We start from the raw sequence: 25,483 nt of genomic DNA, 5'->3' as shown, positions 1-25,483 counted from the left end.
TTTGAAACATACTCTAGTTCACCACATCAGGCATGATTTTTTTGTGAAATAAATGAGGATTCCGTATGAACTTTACCGATTGGTATAATCTGTTTGTCGGAGTTCTTTTGTAACAGTAACCAGGGAACCTGTTCTGCTGGTAAAGGTCGAGAGAACAGGAAACCTTGCAGGTAATCACAACCCAGGCTGGCCAGGACTTCTTGCTGCGCTTCTGTTTCGATCCCCTCAGCGACGATTTTCATCTCCATTGTGCGCGCAATATTAATAATGGTTTCCACCAGCTTTCTGCTTTTCTCATTTTCCAGCATGGAGCTCACAAAACTTTTGTCGATTTTAAGCTCTTTTGCAGGAAGAACGTTGAGCATAAGCAGATTTGAATAACCCGTACCAAAATCATCTATTGAAACGGTTATTCCAGCCTGGTTAAACGCATTCAGCAATTCGATACTGCGGTCAAGATTTTTGAGGGCTGTGCTTTCAGTGACTTCAAGGATCAGGCGAGACGGAAGCAGATTATATTTTTGCAGCATGGAGGAGACAACAGTGAATATATCTTGTTGTTCAAACTGTATAGGCGATAAGTTGAATGACAATGTCCACTGACTGAAGCCTTGCTCCGTCCAGAAATGTAATTGCCGGCACGCGGCTTCAATCGCCCAGTTTCCGACAGGTATGATTAAACCGGTCTGTTCAAGAGACGGTAAAAACAAACTCGGCAGCAACACGCCTTGCTCCGGGTGTCGCCAGCGTAGAAGTGCTTCAAAACCGTGAATAGTATTCTGCTCAGCGAGGTAGGTTGGCTGATACCAAAGCTCAAATTGATCGCGCTCAAGCGCCTGAGATAGCTCCTGTAAGAAACTGGGTTCAGCAGGAACCGCTGTTGACATTTCAGGACGATAGATCGCCCAGCCGTTTCGACCTTCTTGTTTGACATGATTCATCGCCGCATCAGCTTTCAGCTTAAGCTCATGCAGCGTTTCGCCATGCTGCGGATACAGGCTGACGCCTGCGCTTAGCGTGGTATTTTGTGCATGACCGCAAATTGACAGTGGCCGACGCATGTCATCGAGCAACGTGGTGACCAGAGTATTAATTTTCTCATCATCACATTCCGGGACCAGCAAAATAAACTCATCACCACCTAACCTTGCCAGCGTCATTTCACGCGTCAGTCTGGCGGTAATTCTCTGTGCAACGCTAATTAACAGCTCATCGCCTACATGATGTCCCCAGGTATCGTTCACGCGTTTAAAATGGTCAATGTCGATGAAAACGACGGCAAATTGTTTCTTATTCAGCAGTGAACTGTGCAGACAATCCTGTAAGCGGATATCCATCTGATGCCGGTTAGCTAGGCCGGTAAGTGCGTCAAACCGGGCCTGTAGTTCCAGTTGCCGATTCAGCTGACGCAAATTATCGGTCAGCCTGACTGTGCGAAAATGGGAGTCCACCAGCGAAATAATTAACATGAGCCCAAGCAGACACAGGGTCGTGACTGAAACCCAAATCGAGAGCCCGAGTTCACTGATGCCACCTGGCATCGTGAGCGCCATATCGTGAAAATGAGCCGCACTCATTCCGGTATAATGCATGGCACAAATGGCCGTCCCCATCACAAGGGCAGCAGCAATGCGATTGATAAAGACACCTTTGCGCTTATCACGCAGATGAAATGCGAGCCAGAGTGCGACTCCAGAGGCAATAATCGCAATCACCACAGACAGCAGCACAATACGCTGGTCCCAACTGATACTCCCGTGAAGCATCAGTGCAGCCATTCCTACGTAGTGCATCGACACCACTCCTGAACTCAGGATCAGCGTGGCCAGGATTAAACGAAACGGAGAAAGCGAATTGCCGGGGACCGCAATATTGATCGCCAGAGTGGATGTCAGCACGGCGATGCCGAGTGACCCTAGCGTGAGCCAGAGGTGATAACTCATGATCATCGGCATTTTCATAGACAGCATGCCAATGAAATGCATTGACCAGATGCCGATTCCCAGGGTCACGCCTCCGGCAATGCGCCAGAACATAGCGGCTTTGCGGCTAGTGAGGGGGATTTTTCCTGCACAGTCTAATGCCACAAAAGAGGCGATAAACGCCACCAGGAACGAGATGGCAATTAACACTGGGTCCCACGATACATTGAGCATTATGCAATCCCACGCCAAAGAAGGTTACAGAGTTCGCCTGCCTGGCATGTGATGTATCAGACAGGATCTCGCTCGTTCAGACAAGATTAGTTATTTATCGTGAAAAATGACCAGTCATATTATTTTTTTTATGCTCAAAAAAAAGAACAGGATATATTCTTGCATTAATCTATTAAGCATTGCTAAACAATAATGAAGATTCACAGCAATGTTCCTTAAATATGAGCGTGATTATATTAACCAGCAAGAGTAAATGCTATCGCTTTGGTGCAGTAAAAACCAGAGGGGCGGGATTAAATTCACTACATTTCCGCTAATACCATCTTTTAAATCGACTTAAGTTAAACTTTAGGAATCAATGTTCGAAACAAAAAACCACACGTCGATCGTGGTGAAAAAGTCCAGGGTGGGTGCTATAACCCTAATGTTGACCAAAATATTAAATAGTGAGAGCCATTATGCTAAGAAATATTAGTGTCCGAACGTTTATTATCTATTTTCTCTTGGGCGTATTTTTGTTATTAGATGTATTGGTGGCTTTTTTATCGAACAACGCAACGCTTTTTATTTCAGTGAATGTTGTTAATGTACTTGCAGCATTTTTACTTTGGTCCTATATGACCAAATATCTTGTGACCCCTATCAATACAGTGAAAAAAAGCATCGAAGAGGTGACGTCAGGCAATCTCGCGGTGTCTATCCCAGAATTTGGCAATAACTGTGCCGGTCGATTGATTCCGGGTATCAATAGTTTATCAAGCAATATCGCCACGTTAGTGCGTGAGATCCGCGCATCGTCTCAAACGGCGATGACATTGTCTGAACAACTGTCTGCGCGTAGTGCACAACTTTCAGTTAAGACTGAACAGCAATCCGCCTCGCTGATTCAAACGGCAGCCAGCATGGAACAGATGGCGGCCAGTACCAAAAATAACGCGGACAATACGCGTTTAGCCAGTGAACGGGCAAATGCGGCAACACTACAGGCTCGTAAAGGGGGGGAGTTGATGGGGCAAGTTGCTAACAACATGCAATCCATTACGGAGTGTGCGCAGCAAATGACGGAAATTATTACGCTTATTGATGGCATCGCTTTCCAGACAAACATTCTGGCGCTGAATGCGGCTGTTGAGGCAGCGAGAGCGGGCGATCATGGGAAAGGGTTCTCAGTGGTTGCCGGTGAGGTCAGAAACCTTGCTCATCGTAGTGCGGAAGCGGCAAAGAACATTAAAACGCTGATTGATGTGACCAGTAATAACGTGACTCAGGGCGTGACGGTTGTCTCCGAAGCAGAGAAAAACATGCATGAAATTGTGGAGGGCTCGGGGCAGGTGAGCAGACTGATGGACGACATCTCCACCACCACGACAGAGCAAGAGAAAGGGATCTCGCAAATTACGCAGGCTCTCTCAGAACTGGAACGCGTTACGCAGAGTAACGTTGCAATGGTTGAAGAACTCAACGGTTCGTCAGACGTTCTGCGCAATCAGGTGATTGAGCTACAGGCCAGGACGCGTAACTTCCGGCTTGATAGTGGTGTTCCGGCAGAGGTTTACCCGTCGATGCAGGCATCTCCTGTGGCGTTTTCGCATCGAACTGAACATTCATTCTGATTAAAAGCAAAAGCCTGGTTTGCCCAGGCTTTTGCTTTTATTGCACAGCAACCCAACGATTACGGCCTTGCTGTTTCGCCATATACAGCGCCTTATCTGCACGGGCAATGATGGATGGCGCGGTTTGTCCCGGTTGCCAGGTGGCCAGCCCCTGACTTACGGTGACTAAAGGATTGACGGGCGAAAGGACATACGGAAGTGCCTGCGTGCGCAATGCCTGAGTGATGTTTTCTGCTGTATTGAGCAACATGTCGAGGGTTGCGTCGGGCAGTAACAGAACAAACTCTTCCCCACCAAAACGACCCACCACTCCTTTGCTTTCTTGTGTGGCGAACTCAAGTGTTTGTGCAATGGCAACCAGACACGCATCACCCTGCTGATGGCCATAATAGTCGTTATAGAGCTTGAAATGATCAACATCCAGCATGATCAGGCCAAAACCTATACCGTCACGCTGATGGTTTAGAATCTCTTGATCATCCATCCTGGCTTCGAAGGATCGACGGTTGGCAAGGCCGGTTAACGGATCTTTGCTGGCCAATTGCCCTAATTGCTGAATCAGATCTGCATTTTCCTGCTCGCGGCGTAACGCCAAAAGAAACCAGCTATTGAGAATACGTCGGCCAGATTCAATCAGACCAGCCAGCAGTATCCATAATAATGCGTTCAGTACGGTGAGACTGGAGGGGTGAAATAGCGTCGTGACGAGAATGGTTAGCCATACAGGTACAATAAAGCTCAGTAACACCTTTGGGTCGAAATAAAGCGAGATAAGTGCAGTAAAAAGTAATAACGCGGCAAACGGAAAAATGATGCGGATATCTTCGCTGGCAATGAGTACATAAAAGCAGATTGCCCAGCAGAGGCTTAGGCCGACAACGCTCACTTTCGCCAATTTTCTTAGCCAGTTGGCATGTTGCAGCGGGGCCATCCGTAGGATGAAAAGTACGGCGACTGAGAGCGTCAGGTCGATAACCATCACCGACTCCAGCAAATCCTGAGGACTAAGCGGTGATGTCAGAGCGTCGAAGGTAGAGAAATAGCGACGTCCTAATATAAATAAGGAGAACAGGATGTTTACCCACAGGAACCAGGTCATGCTTGTTTTTATGGCAATTGAGCGCATTTCGGCCAGACGAAAATCGAATGCCGCACAGGGCTTTTTTATTGTCACCAGGTCACTCCGGGATACGTTTAGATCAAATTGGCAGCATTTCATTAACTCTAACGTTTTGCCTGCGCCTGTCCACTGTAACCTTTATTGAAACGAACAATTTATGAGCGAATTCAGTATTATGCTGTACATAAATATTGCTTAACGTTGACCGAAAGCTAGACTGACAACGAAAGTAATGAAAAGTGGAGGCGCTGTGGAAGGCATTAAAGGCTCTGAAGTTAACGTTCCTGACGCGGTTTTTGCGTGGGTGTTTGACGGTCGTGGCGGAGCCAGACCACTTGAAGACAGTGATAGCATCGACAGTGAACACCCCTGTTGGCTGCATCTTAACTACACACATCCGGATAGCGCACAGTGGCTGGCTTCAACTCCCCTGTTACCGAACAGTGTTCGGGATGCGTTATCAGGAGACAGCCTGCGGCCACGAGTCAGTCGATTGGGCGACGGTACACTGATTACGTTACGCTGCATTAATGGTAGTACAGATGAACGCCCCGACCAGTTGGTCGCGATGCGCGTCTATATGGACGAGCGCATGATTGTCTCTACTCGCCAGAGAAAAGTTCTGGCGCTGGATGACGTGGTGAATGACTTGAAAGAGGGTACGGGGCCGATCGACTGCGGTGGATGGCTTGTTGATGTCTGCGACGCACTGACCGACCACGCCAGTGAATTTATTGAAGAACTGCACGATAAAATTATCGACCTGGAAGACAATCTCCTCGACCAGCAAATTCCCCCCCGCGGCTTTCTGGCGCTGTTACGCAAACAGTTGATTGTGATGCGACGTTATATGACACCGCAGCGAGATGTCTATGCACGTCTGGCCAGTGAACGCCTCAACTGGATGAATGATGACCAGCGTCGGAGAATGCAGGATATTGCTGACAGGCTGGGACGCGGTCTTGATGAAATCGATTCCTGTATTGCCAGAACTGCCGTGATGGCGGATGAAATTGCCCAGGTGATGCAAGAATCACTGTCGAGAAGAACATACACAATGTCATTAATGGCGATGGTGTTTCTACCCAGCACATTTTTAACCGGGTTGTTTGGCGTTAACCTGGGGGGAATTCCGGGAGGGGGATATCAGTTTGGCTTTACGGCATTTTGCATCATGTTAGTGGTTTTGATTGGCGGTGTTGCATGGTGGTTGCATCGTAGTAAATGGTTGTAAATTTACGTTTTTTCATTTCTGATAACACCTTAAAACGCTATTTTGTTTGAGCGAAGTCAATAAACAACAGCCGTGTAAGGTGCACTATTACTCCCGCAGGTGAATGCAACGTCAAGCGATGGGCGTTGCGCTCCATATTGTCTTACTTCCTTTTTTGAATTACTGCATAGCACAATTGATTCGTACGACGCCGACTTAATAGTCGGCTTTTTTTTGCCTTCAGAATTTGAGCGTCTACCCTAAAAGGGGCATTCCCAATTATGGAGGGTAAAATGAATGCACTTTTCGCTCGACTAACCCTGCAAAAAAGTCTGTTGGCTTCGGTTCCTGCCGATCCCATACCGCTTCCCGATCCTGTACCTCGTCCTCAACCCATGCCAGACCCGCCGCCAGACGAAGAACCGATTAAAATGTCGCATCGGAACCCGAGATCTGCGAGGATACGCGCCTGCTGATTGTAAGCCTTTTGACCACGAGACAACATTGTGACCGCTTTTTCAACACTGAATGTTCTGCCTGCTGCCCAACTCGACAATTTGAATGAGCTGGGTTATCTCACTATGACCCCGGTACAAGCTGCCGCACTACCTGCCATTCTTGAAGGACGTGATGTACGCGTGCAGGCAAAAACGGGCAGTGGCAAAACGGCTGCATTTGGTCTTGGAATTTTGCAGCATATTGATGCGGGTCTGTTTCAGACGCAATCTCTGGTGTTGTGTCCGACGCGTGAGCTGGCCGAGCAGGTTGCAGGCGAACTGCGCCGCCTGGCACGTTTCCTGCCGAATACGAAAATTTTGACGCTTTGCGGAGGTCAGCCTTTTGGTGCACAGCGTGATTCGCTCCAGCATGCACCGCATATCATCGTGGCGACACCGGGACGTTTGCTTGATCACCTGCAAAAAGGAACGGTCTCGTTTGATGCATTGCAAACACTGGTCATGGATGAGGCTGACCGTATGCTGGATATGGGATTCAGCGACGCCATTGACGAAGTCATCCGCTTTGCTCCCGCAAATCGCCAGACGCTGTTGTTCTCTGCTACCTGGCCTGAAGCCATTGCAGCGATCAGTGGGCGCGTACAGCAAAATCCATTAACGATTGAAATTGATAGTGTGGATGCGCTGCCAGCCATTGAGCAACAGTTCTTCGAAACCACTCAGCAAGGTAAGATTTCTCTGCTGCAAAAGCTGCTCAGTCAGCATCAGCCTGCATCCTGCGTTGTGTTCTGTAATACCAGGAAAGATTGCCAGTCGGTCTGTGATGCCCTGAACGCAGCCGGGCAGAGTGCATTGTCTCTGCATGGCGATCTGGAGCAACGCGACCGCGACCAAACCCTTGTGCGCTTTGCGAATGGCAGTGCACGAGTACTGGTTGCAACTGATGTTGCAGCGCGTGGTCTGGATATCAAATCGCTTGAGCTGGTGGTCAATTTCGAACTGGCCTGGGATCCTGAGGTGCATGTTCACCGCATCGGGCGTACTGCACGTGCCGGGAACAGTGGCCTTGCGATCAGTTTCTGCGCACCGGAAGAAGCACAACGTGCCAATATTTTATCTGAAATGCTGCAACTCAAACTGAACTGGCTGAGCGCGCCGGGTAACGTAAGCGTTGTCCCGCTGGATGCCGAAATGGCAACGCTCTGTATTGATGGTGGCAAAAAGGCCAAGATGCGTCCCGGTGATGTTCTGGGGGCGCTGACAGGGGATGTTGGGCTGGATGGTGCAGACATCGGCAAGATCGCGGTACATCCTGCACATGTTTATGTTGCGGTTCGTCAGTCTGTGGCTCAGAAAGCCTGGAAACAATTGCAGAATGGTAAAATTAAAGGCAAGACCTGTCGGGTTCGGTTGCTGAAATAATCACAAAAAAGCGTCTCAGAACCTGTTTCTGAGACGCTCATTATCTACTTCACTTCGACGACGTTCAGACGCAGCTCATCGAGTTGCGCATCTTCTTCTTCCGGCTGCCAGCCAGCAGGTTGCATCGGGATCTCTTCACGATCAAATGCCAAATCGCCGCCATCTACCACGTCTGAATCATGGTTAATACCTTTGAAGTCGAACAGATCGATGTCTGCCAGATGGGAAGGCACAACGTTCTGCATGGCACTGAACATGGTTTCAATCCGGCCGGGGTAGCGTTTGTCCCAGTCACGCAACATATCGCCAATCACCTGACGTTGCAGGTTTGGCTGGGAGCCACAGAGGTTGCAAGGAATGATTGGGAATCCTTTTGCCTCTGAAAAACGCTCAATGTCTTTTTCACGGCAGTAGGCCAGGGGACGGATTACGATATGTTTGCCATCATCACTCATCAACTTTGGCGGCATACCTTTCATTTTGCCGCCGTAGAACATATTCAGGAACAGTGTTTGCAGAATATCGTCCCGGTGATGCCCCAGCGCAATTTTGGTTGCGCCCAGTTCCGTTGCCGTACGATAAAGAATGCCGCGGCGCAGGCGTGAACACAGGGAGCAGGTTGTTTTCCCCTCTGGGATCTTGTCTTTAACAATACCGTAGGTATTTTCCTCAACGATTTTGTATTCAACACCCAGTTTTTCCAGATACTCCGGAAGAATATGTGCCGGGAAACCCGGTTGTTTTTGATCGAGATTTACCGCCACCAGCGAAAAGTTCACAGGTGCGCTTTGCTGCAGATTTCGCAGGATCTCCAGCATGGTATAACTGTCTTTGCCCCCTGAAAGGCAGACCATAATGCGATCACCTTCTTCAATCATATTGAAGTCAGCGATAGCTTCGCCGACGTTACGGCGCAGTCGCTTTTGCAGTTTATTCAGGTTGTATTGTTCTTTTTTTGTAACTTCTTGATTTTGCGACATTTAATAATAACTCAATTCGTTCGTGGCTAAAGCAACGCATCTATCCAGCCAATAAAAAGGCTTCGATGGCAGGATTGTAGCAAGAAATCATGGCGATCACGCGAAAGTGTGTCGTGTATGGTACGGATTGCTGCGATGATTACCAGCATGATTTTTAGCTGACGTTCTCACAAAATGGGCTGAAGCGTCAGGTGGGAGAGATGAGGGGCTAGCTATCTTTGGCCTGAAGATGCGGTATACTTCCGAGAGGAAAAATGATGATGAAAAAAAACGACGTTTTTTCAGCAATTAAGCATGCACTTAGCGTTGCCAATAAAGGCGATCAAACAGTCACGGTCCAGTTGCAAATTATAAAATATTACAGTGAGCTGAAGGGATTAAGTGCCAGAGAATTTGTTGAGGAGGTGGGATTGAAACCTTCGCTTGTTACGCTGTTTACTGACTCAATGAAACTTGCGCGCAAGCTGACCGAAGCAGGGATGAATAAAGATAGACTATGACCGTACAAGCCCATTTTTCAGGGCAGTAATCGCTATTTTTAATGTTGATTGGGGGTAAAAATATGAGTGATTTTTATAGTGAAATTGACGATCCAGATATGGTGGAGATTATCGCGGAACAATTTTATTTGTACATGCAAACCAGAGATGAACAAGTTGTTTCAAGCGATTTTTTAATCACGAGTGGGCAAAGTGCACAGGAGGTTGCAGAGCAAATGGTTGACGTTATTACGAATCCTGAATTCCCCAAATACCGGGAGATCTCGCACGATGCGGGCCAGGGGCGGATGCTAAATGGTTTTCCTCTTTTCACCTTGTCAGCTGAAAAATAGAATGTGAATTTTCCCTCTGAAGAGGGATTTAATTGCCTTCAATGTGGTTGAGTAAAGTGCCGAGGTGTCCAACGATGTTACCTACATCAAAAATTAATGCCATCCACATAAACGCTAAAACAGTGAGTACAACCAAAGAGATGCGGCTAAACAATGTATATACCCTTACGAAAGCGATGGCTATAAGATTCAGTGTACTTTGACCTCTTTAAACTTACCCTTAACAACGCCATCATAAAATCGACCTTTCGATACTACGATCAAAAAATCCCGAAAAATGCGAGCTGGGACACGCTGATACTGAAATGTCGTATGGTTACGAAACCTGATTTCGAGTGTTGCACTCTGCTCATCGTAGGCAATTGATGTGATGCGTGATGATGTTACCGGGTGATGGTTCATGTTGAATCTCCCTGACGACCGAAACGGGGAATTCATCATCTACTATGACGCGTTGTGACGCAATATGCAGCTTGCTTTTTATCTGAGTCACATGAAGGACATACGTAAAAGATCGACTTTATTATGGCCAGGAAGAGTGGTAAATAAAGCAGTTTATCGCGTTAAAATAAATCGCCCGCGATAACTCGCGGGCGAATGTATCAGAATTGATACACCAGACCTAACGCAACAATATCGTCAGTACCGATGCCGTTGTTTTTATAGAATTGGTCATTTTCATCCAGCAGGTTGATTTTGTAATCAACATAGGTCGACATGTTTTTGTTGAAATAATAGCTTGCGCCTACTTCAGCATATTTAACCAGATCCTGATCGCCCTGACCATTACCCAGGTCTTTGCCTTTGGATTGCAGATACGACACGACTGGACGCAGGCCGAAATCGAACTGGTATTGCGCAGTCACTTCGACGTTTTGTGTTTTATTCGCAACCGCATCAGACTGATTACCGTACGGCGTCATATTGCGCGTTTCTGAATACATTGCTGCCAGATAAACATTATTAGCATCATATTTCAGACCTGCAGTCCAGGCATCGGCTTTGTCACCGCCAGCGCTGGTATTATTCACCTGGTTATTAGAGCGGTCAGAAGAGGTGTATGCTGCGCCAGCACTGATTCCCATGCCGAAATCATAGGTTGTGGAGATACCGAACCCGTCGCCGTTCTCATGGCGCGTATCACGACCATTACTGTTGTTGGTTCCTTCCTGGTTATTGTCGGAGTTCTCATTTTTTCCCTGATATTGCAGGGCAAAATTCAGGCCATTCACCAGACCGTAGAAGTCTGTATTACGATAGGTTGCCACACCGTTTGCACGGCCAGTCATGAAGTTGTCCGCTTTGGTGTAAGAGTCACCACCAAACTCGGGTAACATATCGGTCCAGCCTTCCACGTCGTACATCACGCCATAATTACGACCATAATCGAATGAACCATAGTCGCCCACTTTTACCCCCGCAAATGCCAGACGGGTCCAGGACTGATTATCTGAATTTTCGGTGTTATTGGCTTGAATATTATATTCCCATTGAGCGTAACCGCTCATCAGGCTGTTAATCTGGGTTTCACCTTTGAAGCCCAGACGCATATAGGTCTGATCACCGTCGGCACTTTTATCATCGGAAAAATAGTGCAGGCCATCGACTTTGCCGTACAAATCTAATTTGTTGCCATCTTTGTTGTAAATTTCAGCAGCATTTACTGCGCCAGCGACTAAAAGAGCGGGAATCATTAGGGCCAGTACTTTTCTTTGCATTGTGATTATTCCTTTGCAATCGTTTTTATTTAATTACTGAATGAACTTTCCGATCTGGAAAGATGTCACATGCTAAATCACTCCTGCTCAGGAGTAATAAAATAGAATTGTTACGCTTTAAGTGAAAGCTAAAGGAAATAATACTGCAGACATGATGATAGATTTCATGAATGATTTGTGGTGAATCATATTAAATAAAAATTGTTAATGTGAGACTGGAAAAGGTAATCTTTGCCCCGTTATATGCCTTTAAGATTCTTTATCCATTATCTGCGTGAATGCTATTTATATAAATAAACTGTTATTCGAAGATAAATCAGGATTGGCCCGATGTGTATACATCGGGTTTTTTTATGGGCAAAAAATGCCCGGTAGAGCCGGGCAGGTGAGATTATTCACTGGTAGATTTTTCAGCTTTTCCTGCCATTTGCGCCAGGAAATCGTAGCGTTTTTGCAGGTCTGCCGCAGCATCCTTCCACAACTGCTCGGCGACTTCAGGCTGTTGCGCGTTAAGCCGACGGAATCTCTGCTCCTGCATTAATGTCTCTGCAAGTGCGTCGGATGGTGGACGGGAGTCGAGTGCCAGCGGCAATTTGCCTTCATCGGCCCGGCGTGGATCAAAACGATACAGCGGCCAGAACCCGGTAGCGGTAAGCTGGCGCATCTGATCATGACTGAGAGCCAGATCATAGCCATGCTCTTCACACGGGCTGTAGGCGATAATCAGCGATGGGCCCGGATAGGCCTCGGCCTCCTGAATGGCTTTTACCGTCTGGTTGAGTTGCGCACCAAGCGAAATTTGCGCGACATAAACATGACCGTACATCATCATGCTGACACCCAGATCTTTACGCGCTTTGCGTTTACCGTGTTCGCCAAATTTGGTCACGGCGCCCAGCGGCGTCGCTTTTGACGCCTGACCACCGGTGTTGGAATAACACTGGGTATCCAGCACCAGAATATTGACGTTTTCGGTCAGGCTCAGGACATGATCCAATCCGCCAAAACCAATGTCGTAAGCCCACCCATCCCCACCAATCAGCCAGATAGATTTTTCCACCAGCGCGTCGGCATCGGCCAGAAGTTGTTCTGCACCTTCAACCCCGCTGAGTTGTTTACGCAGTTCCGCCACTTGCTCACGACGAACGTCGGGTGAGGCGTCGCTGTGCAGGGCGTCATTCAGTTCCGCCGGGATCTTATCGGCGAACTGCTCCAGCAGGCGCATAACGCGGATACGGTGCTGATCAACCGTCAGGCGGAAGCCCAGGCCAAATTCAGCGTTATCCTCAAACAGCGAGTTTGCCCATGCCGGACCCCGGCCATTTGCATCCGTGGTATACGGCGTGGAAGGCAAGTTCCCACCATAAATAGAAGAGCAGCCAGTTGCATTGGCAATCAACATGCGATCGCCATACAACTGCGTCAGCAGCTTGATGTACGGCGTCTCACCACAACCGGAGCACGCGCCTGAATACTCGAACAGCGGCGTAATCAACTGGGAGGTTCGAATATCAATGCGTTCGAGTTTGGTGCGATCAATTTCCGGCAGGTCGAGGAAGAAGTCGTAGTTCACTTTCTCTTCTTCAACATGCTCCAGGCGCGACATCATATTGATGGCTTTAATCTCTGGGTTCTGACGATCTTTCGCCGGGCAGACCTCTACGCAGAGATTACAGCCGGTACAATCTTCCGGTGCGACCTGCAGGACGTATTTCTGCCCACGCATATCGCGGGATTTCACGTCCAGTGAGTGCAGGCTGGCTGGGGCATTATCCATGTCTTCCGGAGAGACCACTTTGGCGCGAATGGCGGAGTGTGGGCACGCCGCTACGCAGTGGTTACACTGCGTACACAGTTCTTCCTTCCAGATTGGGATCTCTTCGGCAATGTTGCGTTTTTCCCAGCGAGTTGTCCCCATCGGCCAGGTGCCGTCAGGCGGCAGCGCCGAGACGGGAAGGGCGTCGCCCAGGCCCGCCAGCATGGCGGCAGTCACCGTTTTAACAAAATCGGGTGCGGCATCGGACACCACGGGAGGACGATTCGGGCTGGCTGCATTGACCTGCTGTAAAGGAACCTCAGACAGGGATTCGCGAGCCAGCGCCAGGGCCTGCCAGTTACGCTCAACCAGTTCCTGTCCTTTACTGCTATAGCTTTTAGCAATCGCCCCCTGCAACTCCATCAGTGCGCTGTCGCCAGGCAGAATGTTCGTCAGGTGGAAGAAGGCCATCTGCATTACGGTGTTGATACGCGCGGCAAGGCCACATTCGCGGGCGATTTTTGCCGCGTTGACGACGAAGAAGCGGGCTTTTTTCTGATTCAGGACCGCCTGTACTTCCTGTGGCAGACGATCCCAGACTTCCTCTGCGCGGTATGGCGTGTTGAGCAAGAAAATCCCGCCAGGCTTCAGGCGCTCTGCCATTTGATACTTATCGATGAACTGTAGCTGGTGACAACCCACGAAATCGGCCTGGGAGATCAGATAGGCGGAGCGGATAGGCTGCTCGCTGACGCGCAGGTGAGAAACGGTCAATCCGCCTGCTTTTTTGGAGTCATAAACGAAATACCCCTGGGCATACCAGGGTGTTGAGTTACCGATAATTTTGATGTTGTTTTTAGTCGCCGAGACACTGCCATCGCTGCCTAACCCATAAAACAGCGCTTCGAGTTTGGCGCTCGCTGGCAGGGTATTTTCCGGCAAGGGCAGTGAGAGGTTGGTGACATCGTCGTAAATACCCACCGTAAAGCGCGGCTTCGGTTTGGTTTGACTCAACTCGTTGAATACAGCCAGTACACAATCCGGGCCAAACTCTTTCGAAGACAGACCGTAGCGTCCGCCGATCACGCGCGGCAAGGTTTCGCGCTCGCCGCTGTTAAAGGCTTCCGCCAGAGCGGTCATCACATCCAGATAAAGGGGTTCAGCCTGCGCACCCGGTTCTTTGGTACGATCGAGCACTGCAACGGTACGCGCGGTTTCAGGTAACGCGGAAAGCAGATGTTTTGCGGAGAACGGGCGATAGAGGCGCACTTTCAGCACGCCGACTTTTTCGCCGCGCGTCAGCAGTTCATCCACGACCTCTTCGCAGGTTCCGATCGCCGAACCCATCAGCACGATTACGCGCTCAGCCTGTGGATGACCGTAATACTCAAACGGTTTGTACTCGCGCCCGGTTGCGGCTGCAAAGTCATCCATCGCTTGCTGGACGTGGTCATAAACGGCGTTGTACCACGGGTTAGTCGCTTCGCGGGACTGGAAATAGGTATCCGGGTTTGCCGATGTGCCACGGATCACCGGATGTTCAGGATTAAGCGCACGGGCGCGATGGGCGTCAATTTCCGCCAACGGTAGCAGATTCAGGATCGTGTCATCGGCCAATGGCACGATTTTATTGATCTCGTGTGAGGTGCGGAAACCATCAAAGAAGTGAATGAAGGGAACACGGCTTTTCAGGGTGGCGATATGTGAAATTAGGGCGAAGTCCTGAGCTTCCTGAACGCTGCTGGCGCATAACATGGCACACCCTGTCTGCCGAACGGCCATAACATCAGAATGGTCGCCAAAAATCGACAGCGCGTGGGTCGCGACGGTACGAGCGGCCACGTGTAATACGAATGGCGTAAGTTGGCCTGCCAGTTTGTACAGCGTCGGGATCATCAGCAGCAACCCCTGAGAAGAGGTAAATGAGGTTGAAAGCGCTCCCGTCTGGAGCGCGCCATGCACTGTGGCAATTGCGCCCGCTTCCGACTGCATTTCAACCACTCTGGGTGTATCACCCCAGACGTTTTTCAACCCATTACCTGCCCAGGCATCAGCCTGTTCCGCCATTGTGGAGCTTGGCGTAATGGGATAAATGGCGATAACTTCACTGGTGCGAAACGCGACTGACGCGACTGCACCATTACCGTCAATAGTTTGCATAGGACGACACCCTTACATTGCGCAAAAAAGGGGCCCGTAAAACGGCAACAGGCCCTGAATATTATTTCTTTATTTTAGCAAAAGTCCGGTTTTACGATTTTCGCTTTTGTGTCCTCGATATTCGCGCCATCAATGAGTAGATCAATATTTTGGTGGAAAAAGTGCGAGAATTTGTTTCTGTATCGCATAAATACGCAGTTGTGCTCTCGACGTAGCGCCGACCGATGCCTATTATGCTTAGGTTTCGCAACATCTATGGGTATGGGGGAAAAAGAATGCGTTCAGCGTTTTGGGTAGGATGTGCCGCGTTATTGTTGTCGGCATGCAGCAGTGAACCTGTCCAGCAGGCGACGGCAGCTCATGTTGCGCCGGGTATGAGAGCGGCGATGTCCAGCTCGGGACAAGCTAATTGCGCGATGATTGGCGGAGCACTGTCTGTTGCCCGTCAGCTTGACGGTTCTGCTATTGGCATGTGCGCGCTACCCAATGGCAAACGTTGCAGTGAACAGTCGCTTGCCGTGGGGACATGCGGTAACTACTGATTATTCCGCGCGCTTAAACGTCAACGTTTTTTCTGCTGTTGCCAGTGTGAGCTGATCTTCCGTCAGATCGACCTGCACGCCTGCGCGCAAAATATCGCTGATGGTGTGATCCAGTTCATTAAGCTGTGGATCAGTACATAATTTTCGGGTCATCGCCAGCGTTTTGACCTTGAGTTCTCCCTCGGCCAATTTCCCCTGGCCGCTAAAGCGATTACACATCACGCCAGACACCGTTATATTTTTAATCAGGCTGAGATCCTGCAACTCCCCAAAACTGATTTCAGGTTGCGTCGCGCTGGTTTTCACCGCTTTGCCATTCACACTTTCCAGAACAAACCGATGACTCTGAAGTTGTTCTGGCTGAACAGAGGCTTTACCGGGATTCACGCAGCCCGTGAGCACCAGACTGAATAAACTTAACGCAACGAATTTTTTCATATTTCTTCTCAAACTATAAATACCGTGAATCTACTTTCAGAGTGTCACGATACTCCGTTGCGCGTTAATGGGGTTTATCTGAAAGTGCGAGGGGGAGCGGGCAGCGTACGGACTGCCCGATAAGGTAGATTAGTGTGTTTTAAATCCTGCGGCTGCCATCAGCACACGAAAGAGCATACTGACCGATGCCAGTGCCAGGACACTTCCGCCCCAGATGATAGCCAGCCACATCAGACGTTTCCAGACAGGTTGTTGCATCAGTGGTAACCCTCCCCATGCTGAACTTTTCCACGAAATACGTAATAGCTCCAGAAGGTGTAGACCAAAATAATGGGAATAATCAGCAGCGCACCTACCAGCATAAAGCCCTGGCTTTGTGCTGGCGCAGCAGCCTGCCATAGCGTGATGGACGGCGGGATAATATGCGGCCAGATGCTGATCCCAAGCCCGCTGAAGCCAAGGAAAACAAGCCCTAACGTCAGAGCAAACGGCAGATTATGGCTGTCATTATTATTCAGGCAACGCCACTGGATCAGGCTGAGAAGAACAACCAGGACCGGCACAGGCAATAAGAAATAGAGATTAGGTAATGTAAACCAACGCGCGGCAATGACCGGATGCGCCAGCGGTGTCCAGATACTGATTACCGCAATAACAGCGAGTAAGGCGAGAAGCAGGCGTTTCGATACCTGGCGCATACGGTGCTGAAGTGGATTTTCGCTTTTCATCACCAGCCAGGTTGCCCCGAGCAGGGCATAGGCGACAACCAGCCCTACACCGCAAAACAGGTTAAACAGGGTAAACCAGTCAAATGGCCCGCCGCTGTAGGTGCGACCGGTTACGGCAAAACCGTTAATGACCGCGCCAACCACAACGCCCTGGGTAAATGTGGCCAGAATGGACCCTCCCACAAAGGCTTTATCCCAGAAAGGACGGTGTGCGGGCGTTGCTTTAAAACGGAACTCAAAGGCAACACCGCGAAATATCAGCCCGATCAGCATTAAGGTCAATGGAATGGTGAGGGCATCAATGATTACGGCATAAGCCAGGGGAAATGCGCCGAACAGTGCAGCGCCTCCCAGGACCAGCCAGGTTTCATTCCCGTCCCAGACAGGGGCGACGCTGTTGACCATCACGTCGCGGTCATCGGCATTTTGCGTCGCCGGGAACAGGATACCTATCCCCAAATCAAAGCCATCCATCACGATATACATCAGCGTGGCGAAGACGATAATGACGAACCAGATAATGGAAAGATCGATGCCCATTATGGTTTCTCCTTAGTTGCAAATTCAGTGCTGGCGGCAGAAAGTGGGCGCGCCGGACGTCCATCGGACTCTGTCGGGAAGGTTTCGTGTTCCTGCGGTCCTTTTTTGATGAGCCGCACCATATAGCTATATCCCACACCAAACACCGAGGTGTAGACCACAAAAAAGGCCAGCAAACTGATGCTCATATGCAGGTCGCCATGCGCAGATACGGCATCCTTCGTGCGTTGTAACCCGTAAACCACCCACGGTTGTCGACCCACTTCTGTGGTAACCCAGCCCGCCAGAATAGCGATCAGGCCGGTAGGTCCCATCAACAGAGCAAACCAAAGGAAGGGACGGGAGGTATACACTTTTTGCTTGTAACGTAACCAGACGGCGACAACGCCCAGCAGCAGCATCAACATGCCTAAGCCTGCCATAATGCGGAACGACCAGAAGACAATGGTGGCATTAGGACGATCTTCCTTCGGAAAATCCTTCAGAGCGGGAACTTGTTTGTCCAGACTGTGGGTCAGAATTAAGCTGCCAAGCGCCGGGATCTCCAGCCCATAGCGTGTTCGCTCTTGTTCCATATCCGGCCAGCCAAAAAGCAGCAGTGGAGTCGGTTCTCCGGGCGGATTTTCCCAATGACCTTCAATGGCGGCAATTTTAGCAGGCTGATGTTTTAGCGTATTCAGCCCGTGCATATCACCAATCATGGCCTGAATGGGCGCCACAATCAGGGTCATCCACAGCGCCATTGAGAACATCGCCCGAATGGCAGGCGTATTGTTTCCCCGCAGTAAATGCCATGCCGCAGAAGCACCGACAAACAGCGCGCTGCTCAGGAAGGCGGCAATTGACATATGCAGCAGACGGTAGGGGAAGGAGGGGTTGAACACCACGGCAAACCAGTCGACGGGGACGACCTGACCGTTAACGATTTCATAGCCTTGTGGGGTTTGCATCCAGCTGTTAGACGCCAGGATCCAGAAGGTGGAGATGATTGTACCCAGCGCAACCATGCAGGTTGCGAAGAAGTGCAGCCCTGGTCCAACCTTATTCCAGCCAAACAGCATTACCCCGAGGAATCCTGCCTCGAGGAAGAACGCTGTCAGCACTTCATAGGTGAGAAGTGGGCCAGTAATACTTCCCGCAAACTGGGAAAAACCGCTCCAGTTCGTACCAAACTGATACGCCATGACCAGACCTGAAACGACGCCCATACCAAAGTTAACGGCGAAGATCTTCGACCAAAAATGGTACAACGAACGCCAGGTTGGGTTTTTCGTTTTTAGCCACAGACCTTCCAGCACCGCGAGATAACTCGCAAGGCCGATGGTTATTGCCGGGAAAATAATGTGAAAGGATACGGTAAACGCGAATTGTATCCTCGCAAGATGAAAAGCATCTAAACCAAACATGCACAGCCTCAATGTCAAACGGTGTGCGGTTATGGTATAGGGTCTGTCAGATGACTATCAGAGGCAGAAAAGTGAAATTTATGTATAACAGTTCCATGAAATGGTGATTTTTTACAATCTGATATACAGCGTTACGCTAAGATGTGTACACGACTATCGGCATAGCTAAAAGTTCAGAATATAAAAATTTTTTTCTTATCACTTTTATGCATTAAAAGCCTTGCATCCTTTTCTCGGACATGCGTTAATGATTCTTCGGTTTGACATCCAAAAAAATATCTGACGTCGTTTCTTAAAGCATTCCTCATCACGTTGTGCCTCTCCGCAGCCTCTCTTGGGTCTTTTCTTTACACTCTGATTAGTTTTGTCTCAGACCACTGTTGCCATAAAGGCCCATTAGTGATTTACGTTTTAACGTTTACAGGAGAATCTTATGATTTCTTATATCCATTTTCGATGCCCATGCTGTCATGGCTCGCAATACCGCACATCCGCTTTTGATGTGTCAGAAAAAAATCCACATGGCGCGAAATGCATTTTCTGCAAATCGTCCATGGTGACTCTCGATCATCTGGCGGCGGCCGTGCATGCAGAAAAAGCGCCACTTGATTATCGTAAGTAACAACACGCTAGCCGCTTAAGCTTCGTACCTGGTGGTAAAAAGCGCCACGAATAACCATAACAGTTCGCTAAAACTTCTCTTTTTCTCCTGCTGATATACACTGTCGCGAAGTGAGGAGAATCTGATGAAAAAATACCAGCGTCTGGCGCAGCAACTTATCTCGCAAATTGAGCTTGGGGTATGGTTACCCGGCGACAAATTGCCGTCACTGCGAGAGCAGGTTGCCAGCAGTGGCATGAGTTTTATGACCGTGGGTCATGCGTATCAGATGCTGGAAAGCCAGGGGCGAATCGTTGCTCGCCCGCAGTCGGGCTACTACGTTGCCTCCCGCCCGACATCCCAGCAGCCTGCTCCGCCTGCCCAGGTGATGCGGAGTGAAGTGGTGGACATCAACACCTATATCTTTGATGTACTCCAGGCCAGCCGTGATCCCTCCGTTGTGCCTTTTGCGTCCGCGTTTCCTGACCCCAGACTTTTCCCGCTTCAGCAACTCAATCGCTCACTGGCTAACGTCAGTAAAACGGCCACGGCGATGAGCGTCATTGAAAATCTGCCGCCGGGCAATGTCGATCTCCGTCATGCCATTGCCCGGCGTTATGCGCAGCAAGGGATGAACATTTCACCCGACGAAATTGTGATCACCGCCGGGGCGCTGGAAGCGCTTAACCTCAGTCTCCAGGCCGTGACCGAGCCGGGCGACTGGGTGATTGTCGAGAATCCCTGTTTTTACGGTGCGCTTCAGGCGCTGGAGCGTTTGAAACTAAAAGCGCTTTCGATTGCGGCAGATGTCCGTGAGGGGATCGACCTGAACGCGCTTGAGCAGGCGCTAAACGATTACCCGGTGAAAGCCTGCTGGCTAATGACCAACAGCCAAAATCCGCTGGGATTTACGCTGAGTGCGGAGAAAAAAGCGCATTTAATTGCGTTATTGACCAAGCACAACGTCATGTTGATAGAAGATGATGTCTACAGTGAACTCTATTTTGGCCGTGAAAAACCGTTGCCCGCCAAAGCCTGGGACAGCCAGGATATGACGTTGCACTGCTCTTCATTCTCGAAATGCCTGGTGGCGGGTTTTCGCATCGGCTGGGTGGCTGCGGGGAAACATGCGCGGCGGATCCAGCATCTGCAGTTAATGAGCACCTTATCAACCAGTTCGCCTATGCAGCTGGCGCTGGTGGATTATCTGGCGACAAAACGCTATGACGCGCACCTTCGACGTCTGCGTCGCACCCTTGCTGAGCGCAAACAGCAGGCCTGGCAAGCCCTGTTACGCCATATGCCATCTGGTGTCAAAATCCACCATAATGACAGCGGATACTTTTTATGGCTGGAGCTGCCTGCACCGCTGGATGCCGGGCTTTTGAGCGAGAAAGCCTTAACCCACCATATCAGCATTGCGCCGGGGAAAATGTTTTCGACATCGGATGCCTGGACGCCTTTCTTTCGGTTCAATACGTCGTGGGCATGGGGAGAGCGAGAGGAACACGCTGTGCGCCAGTTGGGTCAATTAATTAGTGAAATGCTGGAATAAATACACTGCCTGTTTTAATCGACGTATTATATTGCTCTGGAAATAACCCTTCCTTATTTTTAAAAGGCGCTGCGAATATCTCGCGGCGCTTTTTCGTTTGCATCATAGGAAATCTGCATACTGCCTCTCATCGCTAACCCCTTGTCTATAATCCAGTTAACGGGGAATGCGCCCTCGGTCACAACCTGGTGAAATTTCCCCGACGCGTCGGGTGCGGCGCATTTACGCGGTCTACGTTTAGTTAGGGAGATATTTTTACGGCACGGCTGCCGCTAAATTTCATTGCGACAGGAGTAAATCTAATGAGCAAAAAATTTGCCCGCAGCAGCCTGTGTGCGCTCGGTATGACCATCATGACCGTGCAAGCCGCTGAGCCACCAAAGGCTATCGGCGATGGGGAAGGACGACTGGATATTATTGCCTGGCCGGGATACATCGAACGCGGTCAGACGGATAAAAATTATGACTGGGTGACCCCGTTTGAAAAAGAGACGGGTTGTGCGGTGAATGTTAAAACCGCTGCGACCTCCGATGAGATGGTCAGCCTGATGGCGAAAGGCGGATATGACCTGGTAACGGCATCCGGTGATGCCTCTCTTCGCCTTGTAATGGGTAAACGCGTCCAGCCGATTAATCCCGACCTCATTCCAAACTGGAAAACCATCGACCCGCGCATCGTCAAAGGTGAGTGGTTCAACGTGGGGGGCAAGGTGTACGGTACGCCGTATCAGTGGGGGCCAAACCTGCTGATGTATAACACCAAAACCTTCCCGACACCACCAGACAGCTGGAGCGTGGTATTCGTCAAACAGGATCTGCCGGACGGCAAAACCAACCAGGGCCGCGTCCAGGCCTATGATGGCCCGATTTACATCGCCGATGCCGCGTTGTTTGTGAAAGCCACACAGCCAGCGCTGGGGATCACCGATCCGTACCAGCTCACGGAAAAACAGTATGCCGCCGTTCTGAAAGTGCTTCGCGATCAGCATGCGTTGATTCACCGCTACTGGCATGACACCACGGTACAAATGAGTGACTTCAAAAATGAAGGTGTGGTGGCATCCAGCGCCTGGCCCTATCAGGCGAACGCCCTGAAAGGTGAAAACCAGCCTATAGCAACCGTGTTCCCGAAAGAGGGGGTCACCGGCTGGGCTGATACCACCATGCTGCATGCCGAAGCGAAACATCCGATGTGTGCCTATAAGTGGATGAACTGGTCGTTGACGCCAAAAGTGCAGGGCGATCTGGCGGCATGGTTTGGCTCGTTGCCGGTGGTGGCTGAAGGATGTAAAGCCAGCACGCTATTGGGCGACAAAGGGTGTGAAACCAACGGATATAACTACTTCGACAAAATTATGTTCTGGAAAACGCCGATTGCGGAAGGTGGGAAATTTGTCCCTTACAGCCGCTGGACGCAGGATTACATCGCCATCATGGGCGGCCGTTAATCGCCCGGGAGCAGAGCATGACGTACGCGGTAGAGTTTAATGATGTTTCCCGCCTGTACGGTGACGTTCGGGCTGTGGATGGTGTCACCATTGCTATTCGTGACGGGGAGTTTTTCTCCATGCTGGGGCCTTCGGGCTCCGGCAAAACCACCTGCCTGCGTCTGATTGCGGGCTTTGAGCAGTTGAGTGGCGGTACGATCACGATTTTCGGTAAAGAAGCCAGCGCGCTCCCGCCCTGGGAGCGCGATGTGAACACTGTGTTTCAGGATTACGCGCTGTTCCCGCATATGTCGATCCTCGAGAATGTGGCTTACGGCCTGATGGTGAAAGGCATCGACAAGAAAAAACGGCAATCGCAGGCGCGCGATGCGCTGGAAAAGGTCGGTCTGGGTTTTGCCGATAAACGTAAACCGTCGCAGCTTTCCGGCGGGCAACGTCAGCGTGTTGCCATTGCGCGCGCCCTGGTCAATGAGCCTCGGGTGTTGCTGCTTGATGAGCCTTTAGGGGCACTCGATCTTAAGCTCCGGGAACAGATGCAGTTTGAACTGAAGAAACTTCAGCAGGAACTGGGTATTACCTTTATTTTCGTCACCCACGATCAGGGCGAAGCGCTCTCGATGTCTGACCGGGTGGCGGTGTTCAACAACGGGCGAATTGAGCAGGTCGATACTCCTCGCGAACTGTACATGCGCCCGCGAACGCCATTCGTAGCTGGTTTTGTTGGCACGTCTAACGTGTTCGATGCGGGCATTGCCCAGCGTGTGTGCGGCATGGACGGTATGTATGCATTGCGACCGGAGCATATTCGTCTGAATGAAGGCGGGGAGGTTCAGGTTCAGGGCGTGGTGCAGGCCGTACAATACCAGGGGGCGGCAACACGCTTTGAGTTGCGACTTGCCGATGGTGCAAAACTGCTTGTGAGCCAGGCCAACCTTAGTGGCCACCCCGTGCCTGCGAATACGGAACCGGGTCAGCAGGTGATGGCATCGTGGTCACGCGAGGCCATGGTTCTGCTGCACGAGGAGAGGTGAAATGGATATGAGCGTTTCGCATACTCCCACATCCCATGGGCGGTTAAGCCGAATGACCGCGTTGTTCTGGCGTAAACCGTCGCTGGGATTATTCCTGCTTCTGCTCGCCCCGTTGATGTGGTTCGGTATTGTCTACTTAGGATCGCTGCTGACCTTGCTGTGGCAAGGGTTCTATACCTTTGACGATTTCACCATGTCGGTCACGCCGGACCTGACTTTTGCAAACATCCGGGCACTCTTTAATCCGGCAAACTACGACATCATTGTGCGCACGCTGGTGATGGCGATTGCTGTCACAGTAGCCAGCGCCATCCTGGCTTTTCCGATGGCCTGGTACATGGCACGTTATACCCGTGGTAAGTGGAAGGCGTTTTTCTATATCGCGGTCATGTTGCCGATGTGGGCAAGCTATATTGTTAAGGCCTACGCCTGGACACTATTGCTGGCAAAAGACGGTGTCGCACAGTGGTTTCTCGGGCATATGGGGCTGGAGCCGGTTCTGACCTCGATTCTTACGATCCCGGCCATCGGCGGGAATACGTTGTCGACGTCAGGTCTGGGGCGATTCCTGGTCTTCGTCTACATCTGGCTGCCATTTATGATCCTGCCGGTTCAGGCTGCGCTAGAACGTCTTCCTCCGTCGCTCTTGCAGGCGTCAGCCGACCTGGGCGCGCGTCCTCGTCAGACGCTCCGCTACGTGGTGTTGCCGCTGGCGATCCCCGGTATCGCCGCAGGGTCCATTTTTACCTTCTCACTGACGCTGGGCGATTTTATTGTCCCGCAACTGGTTGGGCCGCCGGGCTATTTTATTGGCAACATGGTCTACTCCCAGCAGGGGGCCATCGGGAATATGCCAATGGCGGCCGCGTTCACGCTGGTTCCCATTATTCTTATCTCTCTCTATCTGGCGTTCGTGAAACGTCTGGGAGCATTCGATGCACTCTGAACGCGCACCGTTGTTCCTGAAAGTGGCAGCCTGGGGCGGGGTGATTTTCCTGCACTTTCCGCTGCTGATTATCGCCACCTATGCCTTTAATACGGAAGATGCCGCTTTCAGTTTTCCGCCACAGGGGCTGACGCTCAAGTGGTTCAGCGTGGCGGCATCGCGTGGGGACATTATTGATTCCGTGACGTTGTCACTTCAAATTGCCGCCTTATCGACGGCCATAGCGCTGGTGCTTGGCACGCTTGCTGCAGCAGCGCTCTGGCGTAGTGAGTTTTTTGGTAAAAATGCCATCTCACTATTGCTGTTATTACCTATCGCCCTTCCGGGGATCATCACCGGTCTGGCACTGTTGACGGCTTTCAAGGCCATCAATCTGGAACCGGGTTTTTTCACCATTGTGGTCGGGCACGCCACGTTCTGTGTGGTGGTGGTCTTTAACAACGTGATCGCCCGGTTCAGACGCACCTCCTGGAGCCTGGTCGAAGCGTCGATGGATTTAGGGGCCGATGGCTGGCAAACCTTCCGTTATGTCGTGATGCCTAATCTTGGGTCAGCACTACTGGCGGGCGGCATGCTGGCGTTTGCGCTGTCGTTTGATGAGATTATTGTCACCACATTTACGGCGGGACACGAGCGCACGTTACCGCTGTGGTTGCTTAATCAGTTGGGGCGTCCCCGCGATGTCCCGGTGACCAACGTGGTCGCTCTGCTGGTGATGCTGGTGACAACCTTTCCTATTCTGGGGGCCTGGTGGCTAACCCGTGAAGGCGACACTCTCGCCGGTAGCGGGAAATAACGTCGATTTAAACGGGACTATGCT

Annotated in this window: 23 protein-coding genes; 13 read left to right on the top strand and 10 right to left on the bottom strand. The window is 50.5% G+C overall.

Annotated elements, in window-relative coordinates:
• Positions 1-26 precede the first annotated feature (26 nt).
• Positions 27-2,156 (bottom strand): bifunctional diguanylate cyclase/phosphodiesterase, encoded by a 2,130-nt coding sequence (locus HV346_RS11780; RefSeq protein WP_181619541.1) that lies wholly within the window; start codon positions 2,154-2,156, stop codon positions 27-29.
• Positions 2,157-2,614: 458 nt separating this feature from the next.
• On the opposite strand from HV346_RS11780, the gene HV346_RS11775 reads away from it, so the two are divergent.
• Entirely contained in the window at positions 2,615-3,769 is a 1,155-nt protein-coding gene (locus HV346_RS11775; protein WP_181619540.1) for a methyl-accepting chemotaxis protein, read from the top strand.
• A 37-nt stretch (positions 3,770-3,806) separates the two neighbouring features.
• On the opposite strand, the gene HV346_RS11770 is transcribed toward HV346_RS11775, so the two are convergent.
• Positions 3,807-4,943 (bottom strand): membrane-associated sensor domain-containing protein, encoded by a 1,137-nt coding sequence (locus HV346_RS11770; RefSeq protein WP_181619539.1) that lies wholly within the window; start codon positions 4,941-4,943, stop codon positions 3,807-3,809.
• A 196-nt stretch (positions 4,944-5,139) separates the two neighbouring features.
• On the opposite strand from HV346_RS11770, the gene zntB reads away from it, so the two are divergent.
• From zntB to dbpA, 3 genes are all read left to right on the top strand, one after another.
• Complete coding sequence (zntB, locus tag HV346_RS11765) at positions 5,140-6,123, top strand: zinc transporter ZntB (protein WP_181619538.1); 984 nt, start codon at positions 5,140-5,142, stop codon at positions 6,121-6,123.
• Between the two features lie 299 nt (positions 6,124-6,422).
• Positions 6,423-6,578, top strand: coding sequence for a hypothetical protein (locus tag HV346_RS23500; protein WP_309228245.1), 156 nt, complete (start codon positions 6,423-6,425; stop codon positions 6,576-6,578).
• A gap of 30 nt (positions 6,579-6,608) precedes the next feature.
• Positions 6,609-7,982 carry an ATP-dependent RNA helicase DbpA gene (gene dbpA / locus HV346_RS11760; protein WP_181619537.1) on the top strand — a complete coding sequence of 458 codons (1,374 nt, stop codon included), beginning with the start codon at positions 6,609-6,611 and terminating at the stop codon, positions 7,980-7,982.
• A gap of 44 nt (positions 7,983-8,026) precedes the next feature.
• Here the strand turns inward: dbpA and ttcA are convergent, their stop codons facing one another.
• Positions 8,027-8,962, bottom strand: a complete 936-nt coding sequence (gene ttcA, locus HV346_RS11755; protein ID WP_181619536.1) for a tRNA 2-thiocytidine(32) synthetase TtcA — start codon at positions 8,960-8,962, stop codon at positions 8,027-8,029.
• A 254-nt stretch (positions 8,963-9,216) separates the two neighbouring features.
• Between ttcA and HV346_RS11750 the strand changes: the two genes are divergently transcribed.
• Positions 9,217-9,462 carry a transcription factor gene (locus HV346_RS11750; protein ID WP_249415072.1) on the top strand — a complete coding sequence of 82 codons (246 nt, stop codon included), beginning with the start codon at positions 9,217-9,219 and terminating at the stop codon, positions 9,460-9,462.
• Between the two features lie 62 nt (positions 9,463-9,524).
• Complete coding sequence (locus HV346_RS11745) at positions 9,525-9,794, top strand: hypothetical protein (RefSeq protein WP_181619535.1); 270 nt, start codon at positions 9,525-9,527, stop codon at positions 9,792-9,794.
• Between the two features lie 189 nt (positions 9,795-9,983).
• Here HV346_RS11745 and HV346_RS11740 read toward each other — a convergent pair whose 3' ends face one another.
• From HV346_RS11740 to nifJ, 3 genes are all read right to left on the bottom strand, one after another.
• Positions 9,984-10,196: a KTSC domain-containing protein gene (locus HV346_RS11740; RefSeq protein ID WP_181619534.1), complete on the bottom strand. Its 213-nt coding sequence runs from the start codon at positions 10,194-10,196 to the stop codon at positions 9,984-9,986.
• A gap of 200 nt (positions 10,197-10,396) precedes the next feature.
• Positions 10,397-11,512, bottom strand: coding sequence for a porin OmpC (gene ompC / locus HV346_RS11735; RefSeq protein ID WP_181619533.1), 1,116 nt, complete (start codon positions 11,510-11,512; stop codon positions 10,397-10,399).
• 391 nt (positions 11,513-11,903) lie between these two features.
• Complete coding sequence (nifJ, locus tag HV346_RS11730) at positions 11,904-15,428, bottom strand: pyruvate:ferredoxin (flavodoxin) oxidoreductase (protein ID WP_181619532.1); 3,525 nt, start codon at positions 15,426-15,428, stop codon at positions 11,904-11,906.
• Positions 15,429-15,703: 275 nt separating this feature from the next.
• Between nifJ and HV346_RS11725 the strand changes: the two genes are divergently transcribed.
• Positions 15,704-15,970: a DUF333 domain-containing protein gene (locus HV346_RS11725; RefSeq protein WP_181623654.1), complete on the top strand. Its 267-nt coding sequence runs from the start codon at positions 15,704-15,706 to the stop codon at positions 15,968-15,970.
• On the opposite strand, the gene hslJ is transcribed toward HV346_RS11725, so the two are convergent.
• From hslJ to HV346_RS11705, 4 genes are all read right to left on the bottom strand, one after another.
• Complete coding sequence (gene hslJ / locus HV346_RS11720; RefSeq protein ID WP_181623653.1) at positions 15,971-16,408, bottom strand: heat shock protein HslJ; 438 nt, start codon at positions 16,406-16,408, stop codon at positions 15,971-15,973. It lies immediately after the preceding gene.
• Positions 16,409-16,537: 129 nt separating this feature from the next.
• Positions 16,538-16,666, bottom strand: coding sequence for a DUF2474 domain-containing protein (locus tag HV346_RS11715; RefSeq protein WP_181623652.1), 129 nt, complete (start codon positions 16,664-16,666; stop codon positions 16,538-16,540).
• Positions 16,666-17,676 (bottom strand): cytochrome d ubiquinol oxidase subunit II, encoded by a 1,011-nt coding sequence (gene cydB, locus HV346_RS11710; protein ID WP_181623651.1) that lies wholly within the window; start codon positions 17,674-17,676, stop codon positions 16,666-16,668. The genes HV346_RS11715 and cydB overlap by 1 nt, the downstream gene beginning before the upstream one ends.
• A complete protein-coding gene (locus tag HV346_RS11705; RefSeq protein ID WP_181623650.1) occupies positions 17,676-19,082 on the bottom strand; it encodes a cytochrome ubiquinol oxidase subunit I in 1,407 nt (468 codons plus the stop codon). Before HV346_RS11705 ends, cydB begins: the two co-directional genes overlap by 1 nt.
• 433 nt (positions 19,083-19,515) lie before the next feature.
• Here HV346_RS11705 and HV346_RS11700 point away from each other — a divergent pair, with 433 nt between their 5' ends.
• The 6 genes from HV346_RS11700 (at position 19,516) to HV346_RS11675 (ending at position 25,459) form a co-directional block, all read left to right on the top strand.
• Complete coding sequence (locus HV346_RS11700) at positions 19,516-19,704, top strand: cold-shock protein (RefSeq protein ID WP_181623649.1); 189 nt, start codon at positions 19,516-19,518, stop codon at positions 19,702-19,704.
• 124 nt (positions 19,705-19,828) lie between these two features.
• A complete protein-coding gene (locus HV346_RS11695) occupies positions 19,829-21,238 on the top strand; it encodes a PLP-dependent aminotransferase family protein (RefSeq protein WP_181623648.1) in 1,410 nt (469 codons plus the stop codon).
• 302 nt (positions 21,239-21,540) lie between these two features.
• A complete protein-coding gene (gene ydcS, locus HV346_RS11690; protein ID WP_181623647.1) occupies positions 21,541-22,686 on the top strand; it encodes a putative ABC transporter substrate-binding protein YdcS in 1,146 nt (381 codons plus the stop codon).
• 17 nt (positions 22,687-22,703) lie between these two features.
• Complete coding sequence (locus HV346_RS11685; RefSeq protein ID WP_181623646.1) at positions 22,704-23,717, top strand: ABC transporter ATP-binding protein; 1,014 nt, start codon at positions 22,704-22,706, stop codon at positions 23,715-23,717.
• A gap of 1 nt (position 23,718) precedes the next feature.
• The gene (locus HV346_RS11680) at positions 23,719-24,663 is read left to right on the top strand and encodes an ABC transporter permease (RefSeq protein WP_181623645.1); all 945 of its coding nucleotides are present in this window, start codon (positions 23,719-23,721) and stop codon (positions 24,661-24,663) included.
• Entirely contained in the window at positions 24,653-25,459 is an 807-nt protein-coding gene (locus HV346_RS11675; RefSeq protein WP_181623644.1) for an ABC transporter permease, read from the top strand. The genes HV346_RS11680 and HV346_RS11675 overlap by 11 nt, the downstream gene beginning before the upstream one ends.
• Positions 25,460-25,483 lie beyond the last annotated feature (24 nt).

The sequence above is a fragment of the Enterobacter sp. RHBSTW-00994 genome (assembly GCF_013782625.1).
GTDB lineage: Bacteria > Pseudomonadota > Gammaproteobacteria > Enterobacterales > Enterobacteriaceae > Enterobacter.
The sequence above is the reverse complement of the archived record's forward strand: the minus strand, read 5'-3'. Positions and strand labels throughout refer to the sequence as shown.